This is a genomic window from Actinopolymorpha sp. NPDC004070 (assembly GCF_040610475.1).
GTDB lineage: Bacteria > Actinomycetota > Actinomycetes > Propionibacteriales > Actinopolymorphaceae > Actinopolymorpha.
Window position 1 is genome coordinate 19023 of record NZ_JBEXMJ010000010.1, and the last position, 22974, is coordinate 41996.

The 22974-nt window shown below is 71.0% G+C and carries 22 protein-coding genes and 1 pseudogene; 13 read left to right on the forward strand and 10 right to left on the reverse strand.

The annotated features are described in order from the left end of the window. Positions 1-23 precede the first annotated feature (23 nt). On the forward strand, positions 24-809 hold the full coding sequence (locus tag ABZV93_RS18665; protein ID WP_354938180.1) for an amino acid ABC transporter ATP-binding protein: 786 nt from the start codon (positions 24-26) through the stop codon (positions 807-809). A gap of 45 nt (positions 810-854) precedes the next feature. Here ABZV93_RS18665 and ABZV93_RS18670 read toward each other — a convergent pair whose 3' ends face one another. After that, positions 855-1250 (reverse strand): peptidase S24, encoded by a 396-nt coding sequence (locus ABZV93_RS18670; protein WP_354937414.1) that lies wholly within the window; start codon positions 1248-1250, stop codon positions 855-857. Between the two features lie 138 nt (positions 1251-1388). Between ABZV93_RS18670 and sodN the strand changes: the two genes are divergently transcribed. The 3 genes and pseudogenes from sodN to ABZV93_RS18685 all read left to right on the forward strand — a co-directional run bounded on the left by sodN (position 1389) and on the right by ABZV93_RS18685 (position 3599). Beyond that, positions 1389-1793, forward strand: coding sequence for a superoxide dismutase, Ni (sodN, locus tag ABZV93_RS18675; protein ID WP_354937417.1), 405 nt, complete (start codon positions 1389-1391; stop codon positions 1791-1793). A gap of 385 nt (positions 1794-2178) precedes the next feature. Then, a pseudogene (locus ABZV93_RS18680) lies at positions 2179-2544 on the forward strand (anti-sigma regulatory factor); the annotation flags it as partial. Positions 2545-2789: 245 nt separating this feature from the next. Next, positions 2790-3599 (forward strand): RNA polymerase sigma factor SigF, encoded by an 810-nt coding sequence (locus tag ABZV93_RS18685; RefSeq protein WP_354937420.1) that lies wholly within the window; start codon positions 2790-2792, stop codon positions 3597-3599. Positions 3600-3682: 83 nt separating this feature from the next. Here ABZV93_RS18685 and ABZV93_RS18690 read toward each other — a convergent pair whose 3' ends face one another. Beyond that, a complete protein-coding gene (locus tag ABZV93_RS18690; protein ID WP_354937422.1) occupies positions 3683-4255 on the reverse strand; it encodes a hypothetical protein in 573 nt (190 codons plus the stop codon). Positions 4256-4675: 420 nt separating this feature from the next. Between ABZV93_RS18690 and ABZV93_RS18695 the strand changes: the two genes are divergently transcribed. Continuing rightward, a complete protein-coding gene (locus tag ABZV93_RS18695) occupies positions 4676-4927 on the forward strand; it encodes a WhiB family transcriptional regulator (protein WP_092656556.1) in 252 nt (83 codons plus the stop codon). A gap of 86 nt (positions 4928-5013) precedes the next feature. Here the strand turns inward: ABZV93_RS18695 and ABZV93_RS18700 are convergent, their stop codons facing one another. Then, entirely contained in the window at positions 5014-6528 is a 1515-nt protein-coding gene (locus ABZV93_RS18700; RefSeq protein ID WP_354937425.1) for a histidine kinase N-terminal domain-containing protein, read from the reverse strand. 112 nt (positions 6529-6640) lie between these two features. Here ABZV93_RS18700 and ABZV93_RS18705 point away from each other — a divergent pair, with 112 nt between their 5' ends. The 5 genes from ABZV93_RS18705 to ABZV93_RS18725 all read left to right on the forward strand — a co-directional run bounded on the left by ABZV93_RS18705 (position 6641) and on the right by ABZV93_RS18725 (position 12495). Next, positions 6641-7549, forward strand: a complete 909-nt coding sequence (locus ABZV93_RS18705) for a DUF2785 domain-containing protein (RefSeq protein WP_354937428.1) — start codon at positions 6641-6643, stop codon at positions 7547-7549. A gap of 160 nt (positions 7550-7709) precedes the next feature. Further along, positions 7710-8039 (forward strand): DUF3311 domain-containing protein, encoded by a 330-nt coding sequence (locus ABZV93_RS18710; RefSeq protein WP_354937431.1) that lies wholly within the window; start codon positions 7710-7712, stop codon positions 8037-8039. Beyond that, complete coding sequence (mctP, locus tag ABZV93_RS18715; RefSeq protein ID WP_354937434.1) at positions 8036-9697, forward strand: monocarboxylate uptake permease MctP; 1662 nt, start codon at positions 8036-8038, stop codon at positions 9695-9697. The genes ABZV93_RS18710 and mctP overlap by 4 nt, the downstream gene beginning before the upstream one ends. 39 nt (positions 9698-9736) lie before the next feature. Then, complete coding sequence (locus ABZV93_RS18720) at positions 9737-11437, forward strand: acetolactate synthase (RefSeq protein WP_354937437.1); 1701 nt, start codon at positions 9737-9739, stop codon at positions 11435-11437. A 71-nt stretch (positions 11438-11508) separates the two neighbouring features. Further along, entirely contained in the window at positions 11509-12495 is a 987-nt protein-coding gene (locus ABZV93_RS18725; protein ID WP_354937440.1) for a GNAT family N-acetyltransferase, read from the forward strand. A 72-nt stretch (positions 12496-12567) separates the two neighbouring features. Here ABZV93_RS18725 and ABZV93_RS18730 read toward each other — a convergent pair whose 3' ends face one another. The 7 genes from ABZV93_RS18730 to ABZV93_RS18760 form a co-directional block, all read right to left on the reverse strand. Next, complete coding sequence (locus ABZV93_RS18730) at positions 12568-12783, reverse strand: biotin/lipoyl-binding carrier protein (protein ID WP_354937443.1); 216 nt, start codon at positions 12781-12783, stop codon at positions 12568-12570. 91 nt (positions 12784-12874) lie between these two features. Continuing rightward, positions 12875-14176 (reverse strand): HD domain-containing phosphohydrolase, encoded by a 1302-nt coding sequence (locus ABZV93_RS18735; RefSeq protein WP_354937446.1) that lies wholly within the window; start codon positions 14174-14176, stop codon positions 12875-12877. After that, positions 14173-15516 carry an HD-GYP domain-containing protein gene (locus tag ABZV93_RS18740; RefSeq protein ID WP_354937448.1) on the reverse strand — a complete coding sequence of 448 codons (1344 nt, stop codon included), beginning with the start codon at positions 15514-15516 and terminating at the stop codon, positions 14173-14175. The genes ABZV93_RS18735 and ABZV93_RS18740 overlap by 4 nt, the downstream gene beginning before the upstream one ends. Positions 15517-16799: 1283 nt before the next feature. After that, entirely contained in the window at positions 16800-17087 is a 288-nt protein-coding gene (gene rsrA, locus ABZV93_RS18745) for a mycothiol system anti-sigma-R factor (RefSeq protein ID WP_354937451.1), read from the reverse strand. Next, a complete protein-coding gene (locus tag ABZV93_RS18750; protein WP_092887048.1) occupies positions 17084-17698 on the reverse strand; it encodes a sigma-70 family RNA polymerase sigma factor in 615 nt (204 codons plus the stop codon). The genes rsrA and ABZV93_RS18750 overlap by 4 nt, the downstream gene beginning before the upstream one ends. A gap of 283 nt (positions 17699-17981) precedes the next feature. Next, a complete protein-coding gene (locus ABZV93_RS18755; RefSeq protein ID WP_354937454.1) occupies positions 17982-18644 on the reverse strand; it encodes an alpha/beta family hydrolase in 663 nt (220 codons plus the stop codon). Between the two features lie 29 nt (positions 18645-18673). Beyond that, positions 18674-19471: an SOS response-associated peptidase gene (locus ABZV93_RS18760; RefSeq protein ID WP_354937457.1), complete on the reverse strand. Its 798-nt coding sequence runs from the start codon at positions 19469-19471 to the stop codon at positions 18674-18676. Between the two features lie 449 nt (positions 19472-19920). Between ABZV93_RS18760 and aspS the strand changes: the two genes are divergently transcribed. The 3 genes from aspS to ABZV93_RS18775 all read left to right on the forward strand — a co-directional run bounded on the left by aspS (position 19921) and on the right by ABZV93_RS18775 (position 22909). Next, the gene (gene aspS / locus ABZV93_RS18765; protein ID WP_354937460.1) at positions 19921-21264 is read left to right on the forward strand and encodes an aspartate--tRNA(Asn) ligase; all 1344 of its coding nucleotides are present in this window, start codon (positions 19921-19923) and stop codon (positions 21262-21264) included. A 169-nt stretch (positions 21265-21433) separates the two neighbouring features. After that, a complete protein-coding gene (locus ABZV93_RS18770) occupies positions 21434-22171 on the forward strand; it encodes a DoxX family protein (protein ID WP_354937462.1) in 738 nt (245 codons plus the stop codon). A 120-nt stretch (positions 22172-22291) separates the two neighbouring features. Further along, positions 22292-22909 (forward strand): helix-turn-helix domain-containing protein, encoded by a 618-nt coding sequence (locus ABZV93_RS18775; protein WP_354937465.1) that lies wholly within the window; start codon positions 22292-22294, stop codon positions 22907-22909. Positions 22910-22974: the final 65 nt, after the last annotated feature.

The following is a 22974-nucleotide window of genomic DNA, read 5'->3' on the forward strand; positions in this document are numbered from 1 at the left end:
AGGGCGTGCCGAACACCGCGGAGATGGTGCGGGCTGAACAGGTACGCAAGCGCTTCGGCCGGCACGAGGTGCTCCGCGGCGTCGATCTCGGCGTCGCCAGCGGCCAGGTGTGCTGCGTGATCGGGCCGTCCGGCTCGGGCAAGTCGACGTTCCTGCGCTGCATCAACCACCTGGAGAAGATCGACGGCGGCCGGCTGTGGGTCGACGGCGAGCTCGTGGGCTACCAGCAGCGTGGCACCCGGCTGCACGAGCTGAAGCCGAGCGAGGTGGCGGCGCAGCGCCGCGAGATCGGCATGGTCTTCCAGCAGTTCAACCTGTTCCCGCACATGAGCGCGGTGGAGAACGTCATGGAGGCGCCGGTCAGGGTGCGACGCGAGCCGCGCTCGGCCGCCCGCGAACACGCCGAGCATCTGCTGGAGCGGGTGGGCCTGCGCGACCACATGCGGAAGTACCCGGCCCAGTTGTCCGGCGGCCAGCAGCAGCGGGTGGCCATCGCCCGCGCGCTCGCCATGCGGCCGAAGCTGATGCTGTTCGACGAGCCGACCTCGGCGCTGGATCCCGAGCTCGTCGGCGAGGTGCTGGAGGTGATGCGCCAGCTCGCGCTGGACGGCATGACCATGGTCGTCGTCACGCACGAGATGGGGTTCGCCCGCGACGTCGCCGACACGGTGGTGTTCATGGACGACGGCGTGGTGGTGGAGTCCGGCAGGCCGTCGGAGGTGCTCACCGACCCGCGGCACGAACGCACCCGCGCCTTCCTCCAGCGCGTCCTGCACGTGCGCACCGAGGAGGACCGGGCGGGCCGCTGACCCGCGGCCTGCCCTGCGCCCCCTACCGCCGGGGGCGGCTCCGCGTCAGTGCCGCTGCCCGCGGCCGGCGCGGCGGGCCCGCACCCGGCGGGCGACGGCGTTGAGGAGCCGGAGCCGGCTGACCACGACGGCGACCAGATCCTGCGGGGGCACCGCGCCGACCTGCCAGGAGTCGACACCTTCGTACGGGTTGTCCCGCTCCACCCACCAGCCCTCGGGCTCGCGGCGGACCAGCCGTTTCACCGACAGCGGACGGTGCGGCAGCCGGACCAGGACCAGAGAACCCGGCCGCACGACGACCTCGGGCTCCCCCGCCGCCCTCTCCTCGGTACTTCCCCCGGTGCTTCTCCCGGGCTCCGCGTTGCCCGTGGGCGCGGAAACGCCCGCGACGCCGGTGTAGCGCACCACCAGCCGGTCTCCGTCCCGTAGCGTCGGTTGCATGGACCGTCCGCGTACGACGGCAATTCCGAACCGCGGCACAAGCTCCCCCGCTCACCAGTGTTTGAATGCGGTAGTAGTGTCACAAGACGTTGCAAGGGAACCAAACCACCCAGACACGGTTGGGAAGGAAGGGCGAGGATGTTTTCGCGTCTGATCGCACCGGCAGTGGAAGTCTCGGCACACTGTGATCTGCCGTGCGGGGTGTACGACCCGGCCCAGGCACGGATCGAGGCCCAGTCGGTCAAGGAGATCATCAAGAAGCTCGATGGCAACTCCGACCCCGACTTCCGGGTTCGGGCGTTGTTGATCAAGGAGCAGCGGGCAGAGCTGGTCAAGCACCACCTGTGGGTGCTGTGGACCGACTACTTCAAGCCGCCGCACTTCGAGAAGTACCCGCAGCTGCACACGCTCGTCAACGAGGCCACCAAGCTCGCCGGCGCCTCGGGCACCAAGGGCTCGGCCGACCTCAAGGTCGCCGACGAACTGCTCGCCAAGATCGACGAGATCGCGGACATCTTCTGGGAGACCAAGAAGGCAGCCTGACCGCGTCCCGGCGACGGCGACCGCACGCCCGAGCACCCGGCCACGAACCGCACCGACTCCCGCGACGCGGGAGCGGTGCGGTTCGTGCTTTCCGCCGGCGCGCAGATCTGCGCGCACCGACACACCGCGTCGACACGCCGCACCGACGCGCCACCACACTTCGAAGCTCCACATCACGTTGTCACGTGTAGCGATGCGATTGGCACTCCCCGTCGCCAAACCTGCCGCCAGCAGGTAGTCTCCCGGCGTACGGTGGGGCTGTCCCGACCGAAGCCCGCGACCGAAGGCCCGACCGACAGGTTCGGCCATCTCGACGACGCGCACCCGGACCCTCGCGCGCACACCCGTCGAGCGCCCCCTGCAACCACCTGCGGAGGAACCCCCAGTGACCGAGGTACCGCACAGCGCCGAGGCGGAACAAGGCGACCAGGACACAGATGTCGTGGAGCTCGGCGTACCCGCACGAACCGCGTACGTCTCGGTCCTCCGCACAACGGCAGCCGCGTTGGCAGCCCGACTCGACTTCACCCTCGACGAGATCGAGGACCTGCGCATCGCGGTCGACGAGGCGAGCGCGCTCCTGCTCCACCAGGCAGTGGCCGGGACGCAACTGCGATGCCGGTTCGAACTCTCCGGTGACGAGCTCACCGTCGCGGTCACGGTCCACTCGCGCAACCCGCGGGTGCCCGCCCGTAACTCCTTCTCCTGGACAGTGCTCACCGCACTCGCCGGCCAGGTCGACACCCTCGTAGAGCCCGAACACCAGCGGGCCACCGTCACGCTGACCAAGCGTGGCGAGACCGCGGGCCTGGTGCCCCCATCGGGTGGCGCCGTCCGCACCCTCGACGACGCGCGCAGCCAGCGCGGTCGAGGTCACCACAAGAACACTGGCGAATCCGGTACGTCGCCCGAGGGCAGCGCCGCGTCGTCCGGCGGCACCTCGGCGGAGTTACCGCCACGGGGAAGAGGCTCGGCAGAGAAATGATCGAACACCCAGTGACGCACGATTTCGGGTCGGCACCCGAAGACCTGCCAGGCCTGGACCGGGTGCTCGACACCCGGACGCTGACCCGCGAGCTCTTCGCCCACCTCGCGCGCTTCGACTGCGACGACCCGCGCCGAGCCAAGGTCCGCGACCGCCTCGTGGAAATGCACCTGCCGCTGGTCGAGCATCTCGCCCGCAGGTTCCGCAACCGTGGTGAGCCGCTGGACGACCTGGTGCAGGTCGGCACGATCGGCCTGATCAAGTCGGTGGACCGGTTCGACGCCGAACGCGGTGTGGAGTTCTCCACGTACGCGACACCCACCATCGTCGGTGAGCTCAAGCGGCACTTCCGCGACCGCGGCTGGGCCATCCGGGTTCCCCGCCGACTGCAGGAACTGCGGCTGTCCCTCGCCACCGTGACCGGCGACCTCACCCAGGAACTCGGCCGCGCACCGACGGTCGGGGAGCTCTCGGGCAAGCTCGGTGTGCGCGAGGAGGAGGTCCTCGAGGGGCTCGAGTCGGCCAACGCCTACAGCACGTTGTCCCTCGACGCACCCGACCAGGGGCAGGACGACGCACCCGCGGTCGTGGACTCCCTCGGCACCGAGGACGAGGCGCTGGAAGGTGTCGAATACCGCGAGGCCCTGCGGCCGTTGCTGTCGCAGCTTCCCGAGCGGGAGAAGCGCATTCTGCTGCTGCGGTTCTTCAAGGGCATGACGCAATCACAGATTGCGGCCGAGGTCGGCATCTCGCAGATGCACGTGTCCCGATTGCTGTCGCGCACGCTCGCGCAACTTCGCGAACGCCTGTTGCAGGACTGACAAGACGGAATCGCCGCCGCGCACCACCACATGCACACGCGGCGTTCTTTTCCCGGCTTTCCCGGCTCTCCCGGGCCGACGACCTAGTCCCGGAAGACGGCGGTCGAGGGGGGCGCGAGTACGAGCACCAGCGTGAGGATCGCCGTCGCCAGCATGCTCGCGCCGACGACGGTCGTGCTCCCCGACAGGAGTTCGTAGCCCAGCGGCAGCATCAGCAACTGGATCGCGACCACCGGACCGCGACTCCATCGACGGCCGCGCAGCAGACCCCATGCCAGAAACCCAAGTCCTACCCCGGCGGCGAGCACGAACACGCCCGCGCTGGCGGCGATTCCCATCCCGCGAGTGCGGGTGATGATCGCCTCGACGGTCAGCCAGCCGCCGGCCACCACCGCACCCAGTGCTTCCAGGACGACCACGACCGCCGCGACGTACAACGTGGCCGGCGTGCGTTGCGGCCGGGAGCCCGCCTCCGGCGGCTGTTCGACCGGGTGTTCGACCGGCTGTCCGGTCGGGTGTGGGTTTGCCGGCCGGTGCGCCGTCTGCCCCTTCTGGGGCCGCCCCGGTCGTCCACCGGAGCTCTTCCCGGCGGAGCCGGCGGTCGCGGCGGCGGGCGTCGACGACTTCGGTGAGGTACTGGGACGACGGCGGGACATACCGCGAAGGTTACCTACCACGGGACCGGTGGACGCCGCCGCGAGGGCCGCGCCGGCCCGTCGATATGCTGTGTGGTTTGCGGCGACATGTTCGGTGCGTGTAGATCAAAATTACACTGGGTGACCGATGGGCCTGGTTTGTGACGTAACCGACATGGACTTTTCCGCGGCATAACGCGGAAAGGGTCTTGTGTATCGCTGGCAGAGTTGAAACTATCGAGCCTGCAGAGAGGCGCAGACACCCGATCGGTGCGTGCGCCGGGGGCTGACGTACCGCGATCACATACGTGTGGCCGCCACCAGGATGCTGGTGCGCGCTCGTTGTCACGCAAAAGATCGTGAAAGTGTTCACACAGTAGAATCAAGCCACCTGCGAGGCCGGTGGATCCGGCACGCAACGAACTGAGGAGTGAAGCCTTGATGGACTGGCGCCACCGGGCCATCTGCCGGGACGAGGACCCTGAGCTGTTCTTCCCCATCGGGAACACCGGGCCCGCGCTCCTGCAGATCGAGGAGGCCAAGGCGGTCTGCCGTCGTTGTGAAGTCGTCGACCTCTGTCTGCAGTGGGCCCTTGAAACCGGCCAGGACGCCGGAGTCTGGGGCGGAATGAGCGAAGAGGAGCGACGGGCGCTCAAGCGCCGCGCCGCCCGCTCCCGGGCCCGCATCATCTGATTTCGCGACGCCTGGAAGCAGCCCCCGCCCCTCGGGCGGGGGCTTGTTTCATGTCCGCTGTCAGTTCCGCGCGGAGGTCGGCGGCGTCAGAGCCTTGGGCGTCGGAGTTGGGCGTGCCGGCCCCGTCCGCGTGGCTGCCCCTCGTCGGGGAGATCCACCACCACCCGCGTCCCGCTGCCTTCCTCCCGGCCGCCGATCGACAGCACCCCGCCGAGTTCGCTCTCCACCAGCGTGCGGACGATCTGCAGCCCCAGCTGACCGGAGCGCTCCAGGTCGAAGTCCGTGGGCAGCCCCTGCCCGTCGTCCTCGACCACCACCCGCAACCGGCCCGCCGACCTGTCCGCGAGCACCTCGACCCGGCCACCTCGCCTGCCCACACCGTGCTGGACGGCGTTCTGCGCGACCTCGGTGATCACCATCGCCAGCGGAGTCGCCGTCTCCGCGCCGAGCAGACCGAACGATCCGACCCGCCGGGGCACCACCCGGGTCTCCGGGACCGACACCTCGGCCACCATCGCCAGCACCCGGTCGGCCACCTCGTCGAACTCCACGCGTTCCTCGAACGCCGTGGACAGGGTCTCGTGCACGATCGCGATCGTGCCCACCCGCCGGACCGCTTCCTCCAGGGCCTCCCGCCCACCGGCCACCCCGATCCGCCGAGCCTGCAGGCGAAGCAGCGCCGCAACCGTCTGCAAGTTGTTCTTGACACGGTGATGGATCTCGCGGATCGTCGCGTCCTTCGTGAGGAGTTCCCGCTCGCGCCGGCGTAGGTCGGTGACGTCGCGAACCAACACCAGTGCACCCACCTGGGTGGCGTTCGGCACCAACGGGATCACCCGCATGGTGACCACCGCACCGTTGTTCTCCACCTCGGTCTGGCGGGGCGCGCGCCCGGAGATGAGCACCGGAATGGCCTCGTCCACCGGGCGGCGCGACGGCGGCAGCAGCCCGGCGGTGATCGTTCCCAGGTGACAGCCGAGGAGGTCGCCGGTCAGGCCGAGCCGGCGGTACGCCGACTGGGCGTTGGGACTCGCGTACGTCACGATCCCGTCCACGTCGAGCCGGATCAGCCCGTCACCCACCCGGGGCGCCGCGTCCAGGTCGGCCGGCTCCCCCGGCAAAGGAAACCCACCCTCGCTGATCATCTGCGCGAGATCCGCCGCGGTCTTGAGATACGTCAGCTCCAGCCGGCTTGGCGTTCGGACCGACAGCAAGTTCGTGTTGCGGGTGATGACGCCGAGTACCTGGCCGGCTCGCCGCACCGGGATGCTCTCGATCCGGACCGGCACCTCGTCCCGCCACTCCGGGTCGCCCTCCCGGCAGATCCGGCCGTCGTCGTAGGCGGTGTCGAGCAGTTGCCTGCGCCCCCGGGGGACGAACGACCCCACCAGGTCGTCGAGGTGAGCGGTCGGTCCCGTCGTCGGACGCATCTGCGCGCACGCCCAGAACCCCAGCCCCTCGCGGTCGGGGACCCACAGAACCAGATCGGCGAACGACAGGTCCGCGAGCATCTGCCACTCGGCCACCAGCCGGTGCAGCCACTCACGATCGAGCTCGGCGAGCTCGGTGTACTGGCGGACCACGTCATCGAGGGAGGGCACGCCGAGAGCGTAACCGGAGGGCGCGCTAGTCTCGCCGCCTGCGGCGGTTCGATCACGCCCGGGCGGTCCTCGATAGCACGCGGAGCACGCGTATGTCTGGAAGGATGTCCCCGTGGGGGTTCGGTCAGGTTACTGGGAACACGTCCGCGCCAGCGGGTTCAGGCTGCCCGACGACCGGCCCCTCGACGACCTCACCGCCGAGCTGGTGCAGATGCTCGGCGACCCCGACCCACGGGTCCGCGACGGAATCGCCCGGCCGGTGCTTCTCACCTGGCTGGGCGACGGCGTGTACGACGAGCTGCTGACCGGCTTCGGCGACGGAGTGGCCGAGGGCCTGTACACCGGGCTCGGCGAGGACGGCACCGATACGGTGTTCCGGCGCGCGGGCTCTGCCATGTTGCTGACCGAGGCGGTGCTGCGCGACCAGACCGCCAGGGTCCTGCACTCCGACGCGATCTTCCGCTGGGGCGACCGGGCGGCGTCGTGGTTCGTCCGCGAACGCGATCTCCGCGGATACGTCGACGGGCACGGCTGGGCGCACGCGGTCGCCCACGGCGCCGACCTGCTCGCGGCGCTGGCCCGCTCCGAGCACTTCGAGAAGCTCGAGCTCACGGTGCTGCTCGACGTGATGGCCGACCGGCTGCTCACACCCTCCGGCTTCCACTTCCGCAACGGCGAGGACGACCGGCTGGCGTTCGCGGTGATGACCGTGCTCCACCGCAACCTGCTCGATGTCGACGTGCTGGAGCCGTGGGTCGAACGCCTCGCCGCCGCACTCGTGCCGCCGCACGTCGGCGACGACGAGCCCCGGCCCGAGTGGCCCACCCCGGTCGCCGGCAACACCGGCTCGTTCCTGCGGGCGCTGCACCTGCAACTGGCGCTCGGAGTCGTCGGGCAGCAGACGCCGCGCGACGTGGCGTTGTTCGGAACACCTCCGCAGGTACGCGCCGACCTGCTGCTGGTGCTGTTGCGGGTGCTGAGGGCCAGCCGACCGGGGCTGTTCTCCGCGCCGTCGCGCTGACGTTCCCCATGCTTGCGCGCTGACGTTCCGCTCTTCGTTCGCCGACCTCAGGCGCGTCACGGTCAGAACCCTTTCCCCGAGCCTGCCCGGGCACTACTCTCGTCGCGGCTGTCCGGCACGGAGGGTCGTCGTACGTCGTCGTAGGTCGACGGAGGTCGTCATGGTGGCACCAGCAGCACGCAGAGCCGCACCACTGGTCACGCCTACCCGGGTGGTGGTCGCGGTCCTGCTCGCGGCGCCGTTCGTGGGCACGTTGTGGTCGTCGTCGTACGCCCGGGTCGAGCCGCGCCTCGGAGCGTTCCCGTTCTTCTACTGGTACCAGATCCTGTGGATCTTCCTGTCCGCCCTGTGCACAGGCGCGGCCTACCTGCTGGTGCGGCGGGAGAACCGCCGACGCGGCATCTCCACGTCGACCTCGGCGGCCGCGGCAGCCGGCGGCCCGAACACCACGACCAGGCCGACCGACCGGACCGAAGGCGGTACTCGATGAAACCCGGGATCGACGCCACCGCGCTCGCGGTGGTCGTGGTGTTGTTCGTCGCGGTGACGGTGCTCGGGTTCAAGGCCGCCCGGTGGAAGCAGGGCGAGTCCCTGGCCAGCCTGGACGAGTGGGGCCTGGGCGGGCGGCGGTTCGGTACGTGGGTGACGTGGTTCCTGCTCGGCGGCGACCTCTACACCGCCTACACCTTCGTCGCCGTACCCGCGGTGATGTTCGCCTCCGGCGCACAGGGCTTCTTCGCGGTGCCGTACACGATCATCGTGTACCCGTTGGTGTTCCTGTTCCTGCCGAGGCTGTGGTCGGTGTCGCACCGCCGCGGCTACGTCACCCCGGCCGACTTCGTGCAGGGACGCTTCGGCTCGCGCGCCCTCGCCCTGGCGGTCGCCCTCACCGGCATCCTGGCCACAATGCCCTACATCGCCTTGCAGCTGGTCGGGATCCAGGCCGTGTTCGAGGTGATGGGCCTGGGCGGCTCGGGCAACATCCTGCTCGCCGACGCGCCGCTCTTCCTCGCGTTCGCGGTCCTCGCCGCCTACACCTACTCCTCCGGGCTGCGCGCACCCGCGCTGATCGCGTTCGTCAAGGACCTCCTGATCTACCTCGTGATCGTGGTGGCCGTCGTCTACATCCCCACCAGGCTGGGCGGTTGGGGCGGCATCTTCGACGCGGCGGAGAAGAAGTTCGCCGCCGCCGACGGCGCGGGCGGGCATCCGGCGAACTTCTCCTTCGCGGCCGTCGGCCAGGCCTGGCCGTACGCCACACTGGCGCTGGGTTCGGCGATGGCGCTGTTCATGTACCCTCACGCGATCACCGCCGTCCTGTCGTCGAAGAACCGTTCCGTGCCGCGTCGCAACGCCGCGATCCTGCCGGCGTACTCCTTCCTGCTCGCGCTGCTCGCGCTGCTCGGCTTCATGGCGATCGCGGCCGGGATCAAGCCCGTCGGACTGAACGGCAAGCCCAACGCGCAGTTGTCGGTGCCGATGTTGTTCGACGCGATGTTCCCGAGCTGGTTCGCCGGGGTGGCCTTCGCCGCGGTCGCGATCGGCGCGCTGGTTCCCGCCGCGATCATGTCCATCGCCGCGGCCAACCTGTGGACCCGCAACGTCTACAAGGCGTTCCTGCGCCCGAGCGCCAGTCACGCCGCGGAGGCCAGGCAAGCCAAGCTTGTCTCGCTGGTGGTGAAGTTCGGCGCGCTGATCTTCGTGCTGGGCCTGGACAAGAGCTTCGCCATCAACCTGCAGTTGCTCGGCGGCATCTGGATCCTGCAGACCTTCCCGGCCATCGTCTTCGGGCTCTACACCCGGTGGTTCCACCGCTGGGGGCTGTTCGCCGGCTGGGCGGTCGGGATGGCCTACGGCACCTGGACGGCGTACAACATCGCCAACCCGCTCACCGGCGCGCAGCACTTCGGCGGGTCCACGGCGAGCATTCCGCTGCTGGGCGAGAAGGGCTACGTCGCGATGACGGCGTGGGTGCTCAACGTCGTGGTGACGGTGGTGGTGACGGTGGTCCTGCGGGCGCTGAAGGTCCCGAACGGACAGGACCAGACCCGGCCCGACGACTATCTCGCCGACGCCGGCGAGCCGGGCGTGCGGGACGTCCTGACCCCGGGCGCGACCGGAAAATCCGGCGCGGCCGCGGAGGCGTAACCGGGGCGGGTGAGGGATACCGCACGGTAGGTTTCGGACATGACCGAGATCGAGCAGACCGGCTCGGGGAGCTCGGTGGTGCGCGAAGGGCACGGCGGCGACCTCGCGGTCGCGGTGGCCCGGGCACATGGTGTCTCCGCGATGTTCACCCTGTCCGGCGCCCACGTCTTCCCGCTCTACGACGCGGCCGTCGGTGGCGCCGAGCGGCCCTCCCTTCCCCCGTTGCGCCTGGTCGACGTCCGGCACGAGCAGACCGCGGTGTTCGCCGCCGAGGCGGTCGGCAAGCTCACCCGCACTCCCGGCCTGGCCGTGGTCACCGCCGGGCCGGGCGTCACGAACGCCGTGAGCGCGGTGACCCAGGCCCACCAGGCGGGGTCGCCGCTGGTGCTGCTGGGCGGCCGCGCACCCACCCAGCGGTGGGGTGCGGGCAGCCTGCAGGAACTGGACCATCCGCCGCTGCTCGCCCCGGTCACCAAGCTGGCCGCGACGGTGCCGAAGGTGGACGAGATCGCTCCGGCGGTCGACCAGGCGTTCCGCCTGGCTGGGACCCGGCACCGGGGCCCGGTCTTCCTCGACGTACCCATGGACCAGCTCTACAGCCGCACCTCCGCGTCCGTGCCCGATGTGGGCGAGACCGACCTCGGCGAGCCGGACGTCGAGGCGGTGGGCGAGATCGCGACGCTGCTCGCGTCCGCCCAGCGTCCGCTGCTGGTGCTCGGCTCCGACGTCTACCTGGATCGGGCCGACTGCGCCGCCCGCACGCTGGTCGAGGAGCTCGAGCTACCGGTCGTCGCCAACGGCATGGGGCGCGGGATCTTCCCGTCCGGGCACCCGCAGCTGGTCTCCCGGGCCCGCTCGACCGCCGTCGGACGCTGCGACCTGGCCATCGTGGTGGGTACGCCGCTGGACTTCCGGCTGGCGTACGGCTCGTTCGGTGGCCGCGACGGCGCGCCGTCGGCGAAGGTCGTGCACATCGTCGACGCACCGGACCAGCTGGCCCGGCACGTCCCTCTCGCGGCCGCCGCGGCCGGGCCGTTGCGCGTCACGCTGGCCACCCTGGCCACGGCGTGGGAGCAGGTGCTGCGGCGCCCCGGCTGGACGGCCTGGGCCGCGGAGCTGCGGGCGAGCGACCAGGCCGCGCGGGCCCGTGACCTCGCGCTGCTGGCCGCCGACAGTGACCCGATCCACCCGGCCCGCATCTACGGCGAGCTGCGCCGCCTGCTGGCCGAGGACGCCGTGGTGATCGGTGATGGCGGCGACTTCGTGTCGTTCGCCGGAAAGTACGTCGAGCCGGCCCGCCCCGGCTGCTGGCTGGACCCCGGGCCGTTCGGCTGCCTCGGTGCGGGCCTCGGCGCGGCGATCGCCGCCCGGGTGAGCCGACCGTCCTCGCAGGTCGTGCTGCTGCTCGGGGACGGTGCCGCCGGGATGTCGCTGCTCGACGTCGACACGCTGGTGCGGCACCGGCTGCCGGTGGTGATGGTCGTCGGCAACAACAGTTGCTGGGGGTTGGAGAAGCACCCCATGCGGATGCTGTACGGCTACGACGTCGCCACCGACCTGGCGCCGGCCACCAGGTACGACGAGGTGGTACGCGCCCTGGGCGGAGCCGGCGAGACGGTCACCCGCCCGGACGGCATCGGGCCGGCGCTGCGGCGAGCGTTCGACTCGGAGGTGCCGTACCTCCTCAACGTCCTCACCGACCCGGAGATCCCCTACCCCAGGGCCACCTTCGGCGTCTGAGGTGCGCACGGCGGGCCGGACCCCGCCGGTCTGCCCGTCCGGCTGTCGGCGGCCTCGGCTATAACGGGCGGATGCTGGTCCGCGACGTCCGCCCGAGCGAGTACGCAGCCGTGAGCCGCCTGCTGGGCGAGGTCTACGGCGGCGAGAGCCTCGTCCACCCCAACTACCTCCCGGCACTGGACGACACCCGGCGCCGAGCGGAGGATCCGGCGACCGACGTGGTCGTCGCGGTCGACGAAGGCCGGCTGGTCGGCACCGCCACGCTCACCCTGCCCGGGACGCGCTGGACCGAGGATCCGCCGCGGGAGGCGATGCTGCGGATGCTGGCGGTCGCTCCTGACGCGCGGCGAGGCGGCGTCGGCACCGCGCTGGTCGAGGAGTGCGCCGCGCGGGCCCGGCTGGCCGGGGAGACCACCTTCGCGCTGACGACCACCGACTCCATGGTCGATGCTCACCGCCGTTATCAACGCCTCGGCTTCGTCCGCGTTCCCGAACGCGACTGGGTGACCGACTCCGGTGAGCACCTGCGCGCATACGTCCGCTCGCTGCCGCCCGCGCCGGTGATCCGGGAGGCGCGTCCGGAGGAGTACGCCGCGGCCGGGCAGGTGACGCTCGCGGCCTACCGGCAGGACGGCCTGCTGGCCGGCACCGACGACTACGCCGAGACGCTGCTCGACACCAAGCGGCGGGCCGTCGAGGCAGCCCTGCTGGTGGCTGTCGACGAGGCCGGCACGGAGACCGAGGCCCCGGTGCTGGGCACGGTGACCTACTGCCCGCCCGGGTCGCCCTACCAGGAGCTGAGCGGCCCGGGCGAGGGAGAGTTCCGGATGCTCGCGGTGGCGCCGGCCGCCCGGGGCCGGGGCATCGGTGCGCTCCTCGTCCGCGCCATGCTGCGGCAGGCGCGCGCGGACGGCCACCACGCCGTGGTGCTGTCGACGACGACGGTGGGGCACCGGTCGCACCGGCTGTACGAACGCCTCGGCTTCGGACGGGTGCCCGACCGCGACTGGCAGCCCGTGCCGGGTGTCACCCTGCTGGCCTACCGCCGCGAGATCTGACCCGACCCGCGCCCCTGCGCGTCCTGGGTGCCAGGGACGTGGGTCCGGAGCTCAGGCGAGCTCACGGGAGGTTCAGTCGAGTACGACGAGGACGTCGCCTTCCTGGACCACCTCGCCGGGCTTCACCGTCACCTCGCGGACCCGGCCGGCGTGCTCGGCGAGGACGGGAATCTCCATCTTCATCGACTCCAGCACCAGCAGCATCTGCCCCGCCTGCACGGGGTCGCCCGACTGCACCGCGACCTCGAAGACGTTGGCGACCATCTCCGCCCTGACCTGCTCGGCCACAGCCTCTCCTTCCCCTGGACCGCCCGCCATCCAACCACGCCGGGCACGGCCGCAGCGTTGGTCCGGCGTCCGCCACGCCGTCAGTGCGGGGTCAGCGTGGGGCCGGCGTCACCCGGTCGAGGACTCTCGCCAGCGAGGCGACGACCCGCGGGTCGTACTCGTAGGCCATCCCGAGCCGAAGGCCTTCCAGGGCCTCCAGCCGGGCGTCCTCGCTGGTGGCCCGGCCCACCATGTCGTCGTAGGCGTTGACCACCTTGATGATCCGGCTCTCCTGCGGCACGGTCGGGTCGTCGGGCAGGTGCGGGCGGCGGTACGGCTCGGACTGCGCCTCCACCACCTCCGCGACGTCCTCCAGGACGCCTGCCTGGCGGACGACCTGCGCACCGAACGTCGCGATCCGCCGGCGCTCGTCCGGGGTCACCAGCACGGTCGCGCCGCCGGGGATGGCGTCGGTGAGGGAGAGCTGACCGAGGTCGTGCATCAGCCCGGCGTACTGCAGCACCCGCATCCGGCGTTCGGGCAGGCCGAGGTCGCGGCCGATGGCGAGAGCGAGGTCGGTGACCCGGCGGGCGTGGCCGGTGTCGGTGTAGCCGCCGACCTCGGTGGCCCGGGACAGCGCCTGGATGGTCTGCACCTGCGTACGTCTGATCGCGGCGTACCGGCGGTAGGACAGCTGGGCCAGCAGCAGCGGGATGGTCACCAGCGGCAGGCCCCACAGGCCGACCTCCCAGGTGGCCAGGGGGATGAGCACCCCGGTGGAGGCGATCGCCGCGCCGATGCCGAAGAACGCGCCGAGTTCGTTGCGCAGCAGTGCCCGGAACGGTCCCCACTGCTGGCTGGCCGCGACCCCGGCGGCCAGTACCGCCTCCAGGGGCCAGGCGACCAGGCCGACGACCACCGTGAGCAGGACGTAGTCGGAGGGGACGTGGCTGTCGAACGCGGCGAACAGGTCCTCGTCCAGGACCAGTGGGCGGAAGAGCAGGGCGACACCGGCCACGACTATCACCCGCCGGGCGATGCCCTCCAGCTCCGCCGACCGGCCGGCGAGCACGTGCGGAAGCGCGCCGGCGAGCATTCCGCCGGAGGTCACCGCGACCGTCTGCAGGATCGAGTGGGACGCTCGTCCCTCGGTGGGCAGGTGACTGAGCAGGGCGTAGCCCAGTGCCGTGGCCAGCCCGATCGGCGCCTGCACCCGGTCGTCGGGCAGTCGCAGCCGCACCATCTCCCCCACCGCGACGAGGCACCCGAACACGCCTGCCACAGCTGGCGCCGCGACGCCGCGCACGGCCGTCTCGACGACGGCGACCAGCACCAGGACGCCGGCGCACACCGCCAGCAGGACCGAGCCGTCCAGTCGCGGGTGGGATCGGTACGGCGACAGCGTGCCGCTCACGAGTTCGCCTCGGCCGAGCCCTCGACCTGGGGCGGGTGCACCGGGTCGTCGTGGTCGAAGACGACCTTCTGCTCCGCCCGCGGGACCGGCTGCACCGGCTGCACGGGCGCGGCCTGCCAGCCCTCGCGTTCGACGGCGGTGACGAACTCGTCGACCAGCTCGGGGTCGAAGTGGCTTCCGCGGCAGCGCTGAAGCTCCTCCAGTGCTTCCGCGACCGGGCGGGCCGCGCGGTAGGAGCGCACGCTGGTCATACAGTCGAAGGCGTCGGAGATCGACAACACCCGGGCGAAGACCGGGATGTCACAGGCGCGCAGCCCGGAGGGGTAGCCGGTGCCGTCGTAGCGCTCGTGGTGGTGCATGATCCCGGCCCGGGCGTCCTCCAGGAACGCGATGTCGCCGACCACCTCGACGCCGTGCAGCGGGTGCTGTTTGATGGCCTCGAACTCCTCCTCGGTGAGCCGGCCGTCCTTCTGCAGAACCCGGGTCGGCACGCCGATCTTGCCGACGTCGTGCAGCAGACCGGCCTCGGCGACGGCGTCCAGACGGTCACCGTCCCAGCCGATCTGGCTCCCGAGCATGCGCGCGGCCCGGGCAACCCGTTCACCGTGGCCGCGGGTGTAGAGGTCCTTGGTCTCGATGGCCTGGGCGAGCGCCTGCAGCGTGGACTGGTGGGACTTCTGCTCCGCGGCGTACTGCGCGAACGCCCACCGCGCGACCAGCAACGGAACCAGCAGCAGCAGACCGGCGAACGGCCCGAGCTGGCCGAGCCACAGCACGGCGAGCAGCAGGCCGAGGTAGGAATAGCCGAGGAAGGAGAGGAAGACCTCGAAGAAGTTGGTCCGGATGCCGCGCACCGGGGCCCGGCCCCCGTCGAGCCAGAGGACCCCGATCAACAGTGCGGCGTTCGCCACGTGCCAGGCGATGATCGCCACGGTCATGGGAAGCAGGATCTGCGGGAACGAGCCGCGGGCCAGCGCGCCGACCTCGCCGCCGAGTGCGACGTAGGCGGCGCCGCCGATGAACGTGCAGACGACGTTCTGGGCGACGTTGTAGGCCCGTTTGTAGAAAGAGGTCTGTTGCCTGGTGGCGAACAACGCGCCGATCAGCGCGGGTGCGCCCCACATCCCGAGCACCGGGTACGTCGCCACCGCCACCACCGACGTGAGGGACACGTCGACGTTACGGCCGAGCGGTGCCTTCAGCTGCACACTCAGGAGAACCAGGGCGGCGAACCACGCGATGTCGGTCGGCCGCGAGACGTTGACGATCGACACGACCGAGACCGAGGCAGCGACCACGCACAGCCCCAGAACGTAAGCCCGGGTGGACCGACTCGGCATGGATGACCACTCTTCCTGACCGGCTGCGGTGCAGCTTAGTCGTAGTGGCGCCCATGCTCACGCCCACTCCCAGCCGCCGCGAAGCACGTCGCGCCGCCGCGCACCGGTCGCACTCATGTTGTCCCCTCCTCCCAAGTATCGGCACAGCTTCTGGGCCTGTCTCCCGCAATTCACCGGCAACCATCCCGGTGGTCTCGTGGTGGTACCTGGTCGCGTCCTCGGACGTGGTGGTGGACGGGGGGCATGGACGGGCACGTGGGTCTCCCATGGCCGAGGTGCTCGGCCGGGTCCACGGTCAGCTCCACTCCCAGCCGCGCCTGGCGGCGGGTGTGCTGGTGCGAACGCCGTTCATAAGCCTGCCTTCCTTCCAGTGATGACGGGGGTGGAATCGACAAGGACCGGGGAAGTCAACACGGAGAGCTACATCGGAGGGAGGTGTTTCCTGGCCCCGATGATCACTTTCTGCTACCGAGGTATCACCTCGGTCGCGGCTCCGTTGGTTGCTCGTGACCCGGCGGTGACGAGTCAACGGAAAAAGATCAGCGCGGTCAACTCCGTACCGAGGTGATAACTCCGAAGAGTAGCGACTACTCTCAGTGAGTACCGGCGGGTAGGTGTTTGACCGCAGAAGCTCCCAAAGCGTACGAACCAAGGGAGATTCGGTTACCCGTCGTTCATATGGTCAGACCGAGAATCCGGCAGATCGACCACCGGAAGTCACACAGAGTCAACGGTCCCACTGGGCGCGCGCAGGTGCCGACGAGCTCGCGGAGGGCCGGCGTTCAGCCGCCCGTCGGCGTGGTCAGCACTGCACCACGGGCTGACCGAACGATGATCACATGACGTGACCGTCCGCTGAAGATTCTCCATCCAGCGAGCAGCCTTGGTCACAAAAGTTTTCTACGCAGAGTCACAGGTTTTTTGGGTACGCGCACCCTCGCGCCGGTGCCTCAGCCAGGACGCCCTGCCGACGCGGATCCGAGGTCGTGGGAAGATGCCCGGGCGTGCGAACGCATCGGCGCACCGTACGCGACACATGGACCACGAGAGGGTGACGAGATGGCGAAGAACGGAAGGCGACGTCGGGCCCGGCGCAAGAAGGCCGCCAACCACGGCAAGCGCCCCAACACCTGAGCCGCCGCGCGCGCCGGCCGGGCCACCAGGGTCCGGGCAGCGGACCTGCGGCAGCCCTGGAAAAACGAACGGACCCCACCGCCGATGGCGTGGGGTCCGTCTTCGTCTTCGGGCGACCTCGCAGTGCCGAGGGCCTTCGCCCGGGGGTCTCAGCCGGCCGGCGGCCCGGAGTCCTCGCTGATCTCCACGTGCACCGCCCGGATACGCAGGAGCACCTTCTGGCGAAGGTCGCTCGGTGGCCTGTCCTGCCCGCAGGAGCGGGCGACGAGGGATTTCACCAGACCCTCGAGGTCGTACTTCTGCAGACACGGTGCGCACTCGTCCAGGTGCCGCTGGATCTGCGAACAGTCCGCGTCCTCCATCTCCCGGTCGAGGAAGAGGAAGACCCGCTCCAGGACCTCAGAACAGTCGGTCTCGTGGGGCTTGCCGCAGCTCATGCGTTCTCGCCACCCTTCGCGTCGGCGGCCGGCACCAGCCCACGTCCGCGGGCGTAGTCCTGCAGCAGCTCACGCAACTGGCGCCTGCCCCGGTGGAGCCGGGACATCACGGTGCCGATCGGTGTTCCCATGATGTCGGCGATCTCCTTGTAGGAGAAGCCCTCCACGTCGGCGAGATAGACAGCCATCCGGAAGTCGTCCGGCACCTGCTGCAAGGCCTCCTTGACGTCGGAGTCGGGCAGGTGCTCCAGCGCCTCCGCCTCGGCGGACTTGAGCCCCGCCGAGGTGTGCGACTCCGCGCGCGCGATCTGCCAGTCCTCGATCTCCTCGGTGGCGGCGCGCTGCGGCTCGCGCTGACGCTTGCGGTAGGTGTTGATGAAGGTGTTGGTCAGGATGCGGTACAGCCACGCCTTGAGGTTGGTTCCCTCGCTGAACTGGTGGAACGAGGAGTACGCCTTGGCGAAGGTCTCCTGCACAAGGTCGTCCGCGTCCGCCGGGTTGCGGGTCATCCGCAGGGCGGCGTTGTACAGCTGATCCAGGAAGGGCAGCGCATCCCGCTCGAATCGGGCGCTCCGCTCCTCCGGCGTCTCGGCGTTCACGGCAGCTGTCATCGCCCGCGAGGATAGCCCCACCGACGAGGAGCCGTCTTCGGGAGTCCACTCCCGCCAGCCCACCACCGCCTCCGGCGGGGTGGAAGGCGTCGGGCGGTTCTGGCACGCGGCAACCACAAGGCCTCCTTCGCAACGGCGCCGGACACTCGCGCGGCACCGTCCGAGACCGGAACACGTACCGGCCCGCCGGAATTCCCGGCCGCCGGACGAAACCACCCGAACCTCGCGTCCCGGACAGCCGCGTCCGCGAGCGCGACCGGCGGTCGCCCGGCCGGCCGATCCGTCACACCTGTGGCAGCTCGATCCCGGTCGTCCTGGCGATCCACTCCAGCGTGGACTCGGCGATCAGGGTGAGCGCCTCCTCCTGGCTGACGGGCGCGGAGCGCGGCACCACGAAGCTGTGGTCGGCGCCCGGCACGGCCACCACCTTCTGCTGCCGCAGGCCGCGGGGCATGTTGCGCGGGCCGCCGAACGCGTCGCGCTCCCCCTGGACGACGAGCGTGGGCACTCCGGTGTTGCGCAGCTCGTCGGCGCGGGACCTGTCCGGACGCCCCGGCGGACGCAGCGGGAACGCCAGCGCCAGGCAGCCGAGCGCGCCGAGACTCCGGGCGGTCCGGCAGGCGACCCGGGCGCCCGCACTGCGCCCGCCCACGATCAGCGGCGTCCTGGTGCGCATGCTGTTCAGGGCGGCGATCCAGGCCTTGTCCAGCTTGTCCGGCGGCGACGCGATCTTCCGTCCGGCCACCCGCCAGGGCTGCTCGACGCGGATCACGGTCACTTCGTACTCGGGCAGCGCCTCGGCGAGGACCGCGAGATCCCAGGCGTCCACCCCGCCGCCGGCGCCGTGCCCGAGGACCAGCGTGACGGCCGTCCGGCGGCCCCGGTTGTAGATCAGGCGGGCGGGACCCTCCGGGGTCTTCACCACGCGTTCGCTCACGGTGTTCATGACGTCCTCATCGGCAGGGGTGACCTACCTTAACGGGGGTCCGCCACGTCGCCTGCCTCTTCTGCCGGGAGCGGATCGAGCAACTGCGGGCCGTTGTTGCGGACGTTGTTGACCTCGGTCGAGACGGGGTACGCGTCCAGCCGTCCGGGCGCCGCGGGCACCAGCACCGACCGCAGCTGGTCGGCGTCGTCGAGGCGCGGGTCCAGCCAGGTGGAGTACTCCTGGGGCTCGACCAGCAACGGCATCCGGTCGTGGATGCGGCCCAGCTCGTCCTCGGCGGTGGTGGTGAGCACCGTGCACGTCCACACGAACCGGTCGGGGTCGTCCTCGGCCTTGCCCGGGTCGCGCCAGATCTCGTACAGACCGGCCATCGCCAGCACACCACCGTCGCTGCGGTGGATGAAGAACGGCTGCTTGTGGCCCTTCTTCTCGCCGTACCACTCGTAGTAGCCGTCGGCGGGCACCAGGCACCGGCGGGAGGCGAACGCCTTGCGGAACGCGGGCTTCTCCGCCGCGGTCTCCATCCGGGCGTTGATCAGCCGGTTGCCGATCTTCGGGTCCTTCGCCCAGAACGGGATGAGGCCCCAGCGGACCGTGCGGAGGTGGCGTTCGAGCGTGGCGTCGGCGCTCTTGCCGCCCTTGGCACCCTTGGCGGCACTCTTGTCGTCCTCACCGCCCTTGCCCGGCGGGCGGTCCACCACGACCGCCACCTGCTTGGTGGGTGCGACGTTGTAGTCGGCCAGCTTCTCCCGCACGTCGACCTGGGTCACCTCGAACTCGCGGGCGAGATCCTCAGGGTCCCGGCTCAGCGAGTATCTTCCGCACACACCGACCACCTCCCGTGACCGGTCAGGGTGGACCGGCGCCGGCCCCCATTCTTCTGGCCCTTCGCCGGGGTGCCAAATCCCCGGTGCGGGCCGACGGCCGCCCGCGTACTCTGGGCGCCAACGGCAACGACGGAGACAAGTAGCGCGGGGCACCCCGGAGCCCAGAGAGCCGACCGGTAGCTGAGAAGGCGGCCTCCGACCCCGGCGCGAAGACACTCCCGAGCCGCGGGGAAGAACGCCGCTCACCCGGCCTGTAAGCCCCGCCGACCGGCCCCCGTCAACGGGCCCGAACGAGGCCGTCGGCCCCGCCTTCGCGGGATCGGCGGCGAAGGTGTGGTGGCACCGCGAGTCCCCCTCGCCCACACCCCAGGGGACGCAACCAGGCAGGGACCGCCCAGACCGACTGCCGAGCAGACCTGGGGGTCCCGCACCCGTGGGAGGTGACCACCATGCAGCGACCTGTCCATGCCCTCGAGCAGACCTCCGAGCAGAGCCTCGAGCAGACAGGTGTCCGTACTCTCGCCGCCGAGCTGCCCGCCCGGGCCGGTGAGGACGTCCGGCTCGCGGGCTGGGTCCACCGCCGCCGGCGCCTCGCGTCCGTCACGTTCGTCGTACTCCGTGACCGCTCCGGGCTGGCCCAGGTCGTCGTGCGCGACCCGGCCACCATGGAACGCATCGAGGAGTACGCCGAGGAGACAGTCGTCGAGGTGACCGGGAAGGCCGTGGCCAACCCGCAGGCACCAGGAGGGGTCGAGGTCGGCGAACCGACCTTCACACTTCTCACCGACCCCGTACCCACCCCGCCGATCGAGCTGTGGCGCCCGGCTGTCAACGCCGGCCTGCCCACGTTGCTCGACCATGCCCCGGTCACGTTGCGGCACCCGCTGCTGCGGGCGCCGTTCGAGCTGGCCGCGGCCGCGGTCGCGGGGTTCCGGGAAACGCTGACCGGGTTGGCGTTCACCGAGATCCAGACGCCGAAGATCGTGGCGTCGGCCACCGAGAGCGGGGCGAACGTCTTCCGCCTCGACTACTTCGGCCGGCCCGCCTACCTCGCCCAGTCGCCGCAGTTCTACAAGCAGACGATGGTGGGGGTGTTCGAGCGGGTCTTCGAGGTGGGGCCGGTGTTCCGGGCCGAGCCGCACGACACGGTGCGCCACCTGGCGGAGTACGTCTCACTGGACGCGGAGTTCGGCTTCGTCCGGGACCACCGCGACGTCATGGAGGTCGTCTCCTCGGTCGTCGGCGGGATGCTGGCGGCGGTCGGCGAGCGGGCCCCGGCCGCGCTGGACCGGCTCGGCGTGGAGCTGCCCAAGCTGCCGCCGCGGGTGCCCGAGCTGCACTTCGCCGACGCGCTGGCGCTGGTGGGCGCCGACCCGGACGAGTCGGACCTCGCGCCCGCGCACGAACGCGCCATCGGTGAATGGGCGCTGCGCGAGCACGGCAGCGACTTCGTGTTCGTCGTCGGCTACCCGATGAGCAAGCGGCCGTTCTACACGCACCCGCAGCCGGACGACCCGCGCTGGTCGAACTCCTTCGACCTGCTGTTCCGCGGGGTCGAGCTCGTCACCGGCGGGCAGCGGCTGCACCGGTACGCCGACTACCTCGCCGCGCTGGAGGCCGCGGGGCAGCCGGCGGAGCCGTACGCGACGTACCTCGAGACGTTCAGGTACGGCATGCCGCCGCACGGCGGGTTCGCGTTCGGGCTGGAGAGGTTCGTCGCCCGGCTGGTCGGCGCGGAGAACATCCGGCAGGTGACGCTCTTCCCACGTGACCTGCACCGCCTGGCTCCCTGAGCCGGTCGGGGCCCGGGTTCGGGTTCGGGTCCGGGTGCCGTGCCGACCGGCGCGGCACCCGGGCGCGAGCGCCCCTCTGTGTGGTCGGCCGCCCGGATTCGGTCAGCGAGTGCACGGCCGGAGGGAGCCGGGATGTTCGGACCACCCCCGGACGCGGTATGAAGATCTCATGACGCTCGTACGAATGCTCGCTCGTCCGATGCTCGCGTCGACCTTCGTGGTCCACGGGGTCCGCGCGATCCGCAACCCCGACCCCCTGGTGCCCAGCGCCAAGTCGGTCACCGACCAGCTGGTCCCGGCCGCCAAGCGGGTGGCCCCGCCCGTGGTCGCCGACCGGATCCCCGAGGACCCGCGCACGCTCGTCCGGATCAACGGCGCCGTCCAGGTCGTCGGCGGGCTCGCGCTCGCCACCGGTGTCGGCCGCCGCTGGGGCGCGCTCGCGCTCGCCGTTTCGGTGCTGCCGACGACGTACGCCGGCCATGCGTTCTGGCAGGAGGACGACGCGGAGTCGCGCGGCCAGCAGCAGGTCCACTTCCTGAAGAACCTCAGCATCTTCGGCGGACTGCTCCTCGCCGCGGTGGACACCGAGGGCAAGCCGGGCCTGGCCTGGCGGGCCAGCCACAGCGCCGAGCACACCCGCGCGGCGACGAAGCGGATGACCCGCGGCGCCCGCCGGGAGGCGAAGTACGCCGCCCGGACCGCCCGGCAGGAGGCCAAGCTCGCCAAGCTCTTCGCCCGCCAGGAGGCGAAGCTCGCGGCCATGGCCTCCAAGGCGTCCAAGCCGGCCCGGATCACCCGCGACGCCAAGCGCGACGCGAAGCGCGCCGGCAAGGCCGCGAAGGCCCTGGGCTCGGGCGCCACACACGCGGCCAAGCCGGTGCTGGCGAAGGCCGGTATCGGTAGCTGACCCGAGCGAGGCCGAGCGACCTTCCGACGCCGGCCGGTCGGTGGATCCTGTCCGTCGTCCGGTCGGCGCCGCTTGGGTTCTGCCGCCGCGCTCCGACGTAGTGACGCCTAGGGTCGGGTCATGGCTGGCAGCACTTCTTCAGGCCGTGCGTCTCCCCGACGTCGCCCGGGCAGACGTCGCCGTTCCCAGATCACTCTCGAGGACCCGCGCGCCATCCGGGCACTCAGTCACCCGGCGCGCTTGACCGTGATCGACGAGCTGTACGGCGGGCGGGTGGCCACGTCAACCGAACTGGCCGAGCTCACCGGGCTGACTCCGAGCGCGATGAGCTACCACCTGCGCGCCCTCGCCGACCTCGGCATCGTCGAACGCGACGAGTCCGCCGCCGCCACGGACGGACGGTCCCGGCCCTGGCGGGCGGCCGCCAAGGCGCTGAACGTCTCCTCCCTCGCCACCCGCGCACAGCAGGCGGCGGTCACCCTGCTCAGCGGCGCGCTGTTGGACACCCAGCGCGCCGAACTCGACGCGTACGTCGCCGGTGAGTCCACGCTGCCGGCCGAGTGGCGGGGCAAGGTCGGGCTGGACACCGGCACGGCGTACCTCACCGCGGCCGAGACCGAACAACTCCTCACCGCGCTGCACGCGGCCGCGGAGCCGTTCCAGCGGCTGGGCCGGCGCCGGCGTGAGGGAACCCGGCGGGTTCGGACGTCCCTGCTCGTGGTGCCGATCGTGGACTAGGACGGCGAGCTCCCGGCTGCCGCACGGACCACACCGACCACACCGACCACCAAGCTCCGGTGAAA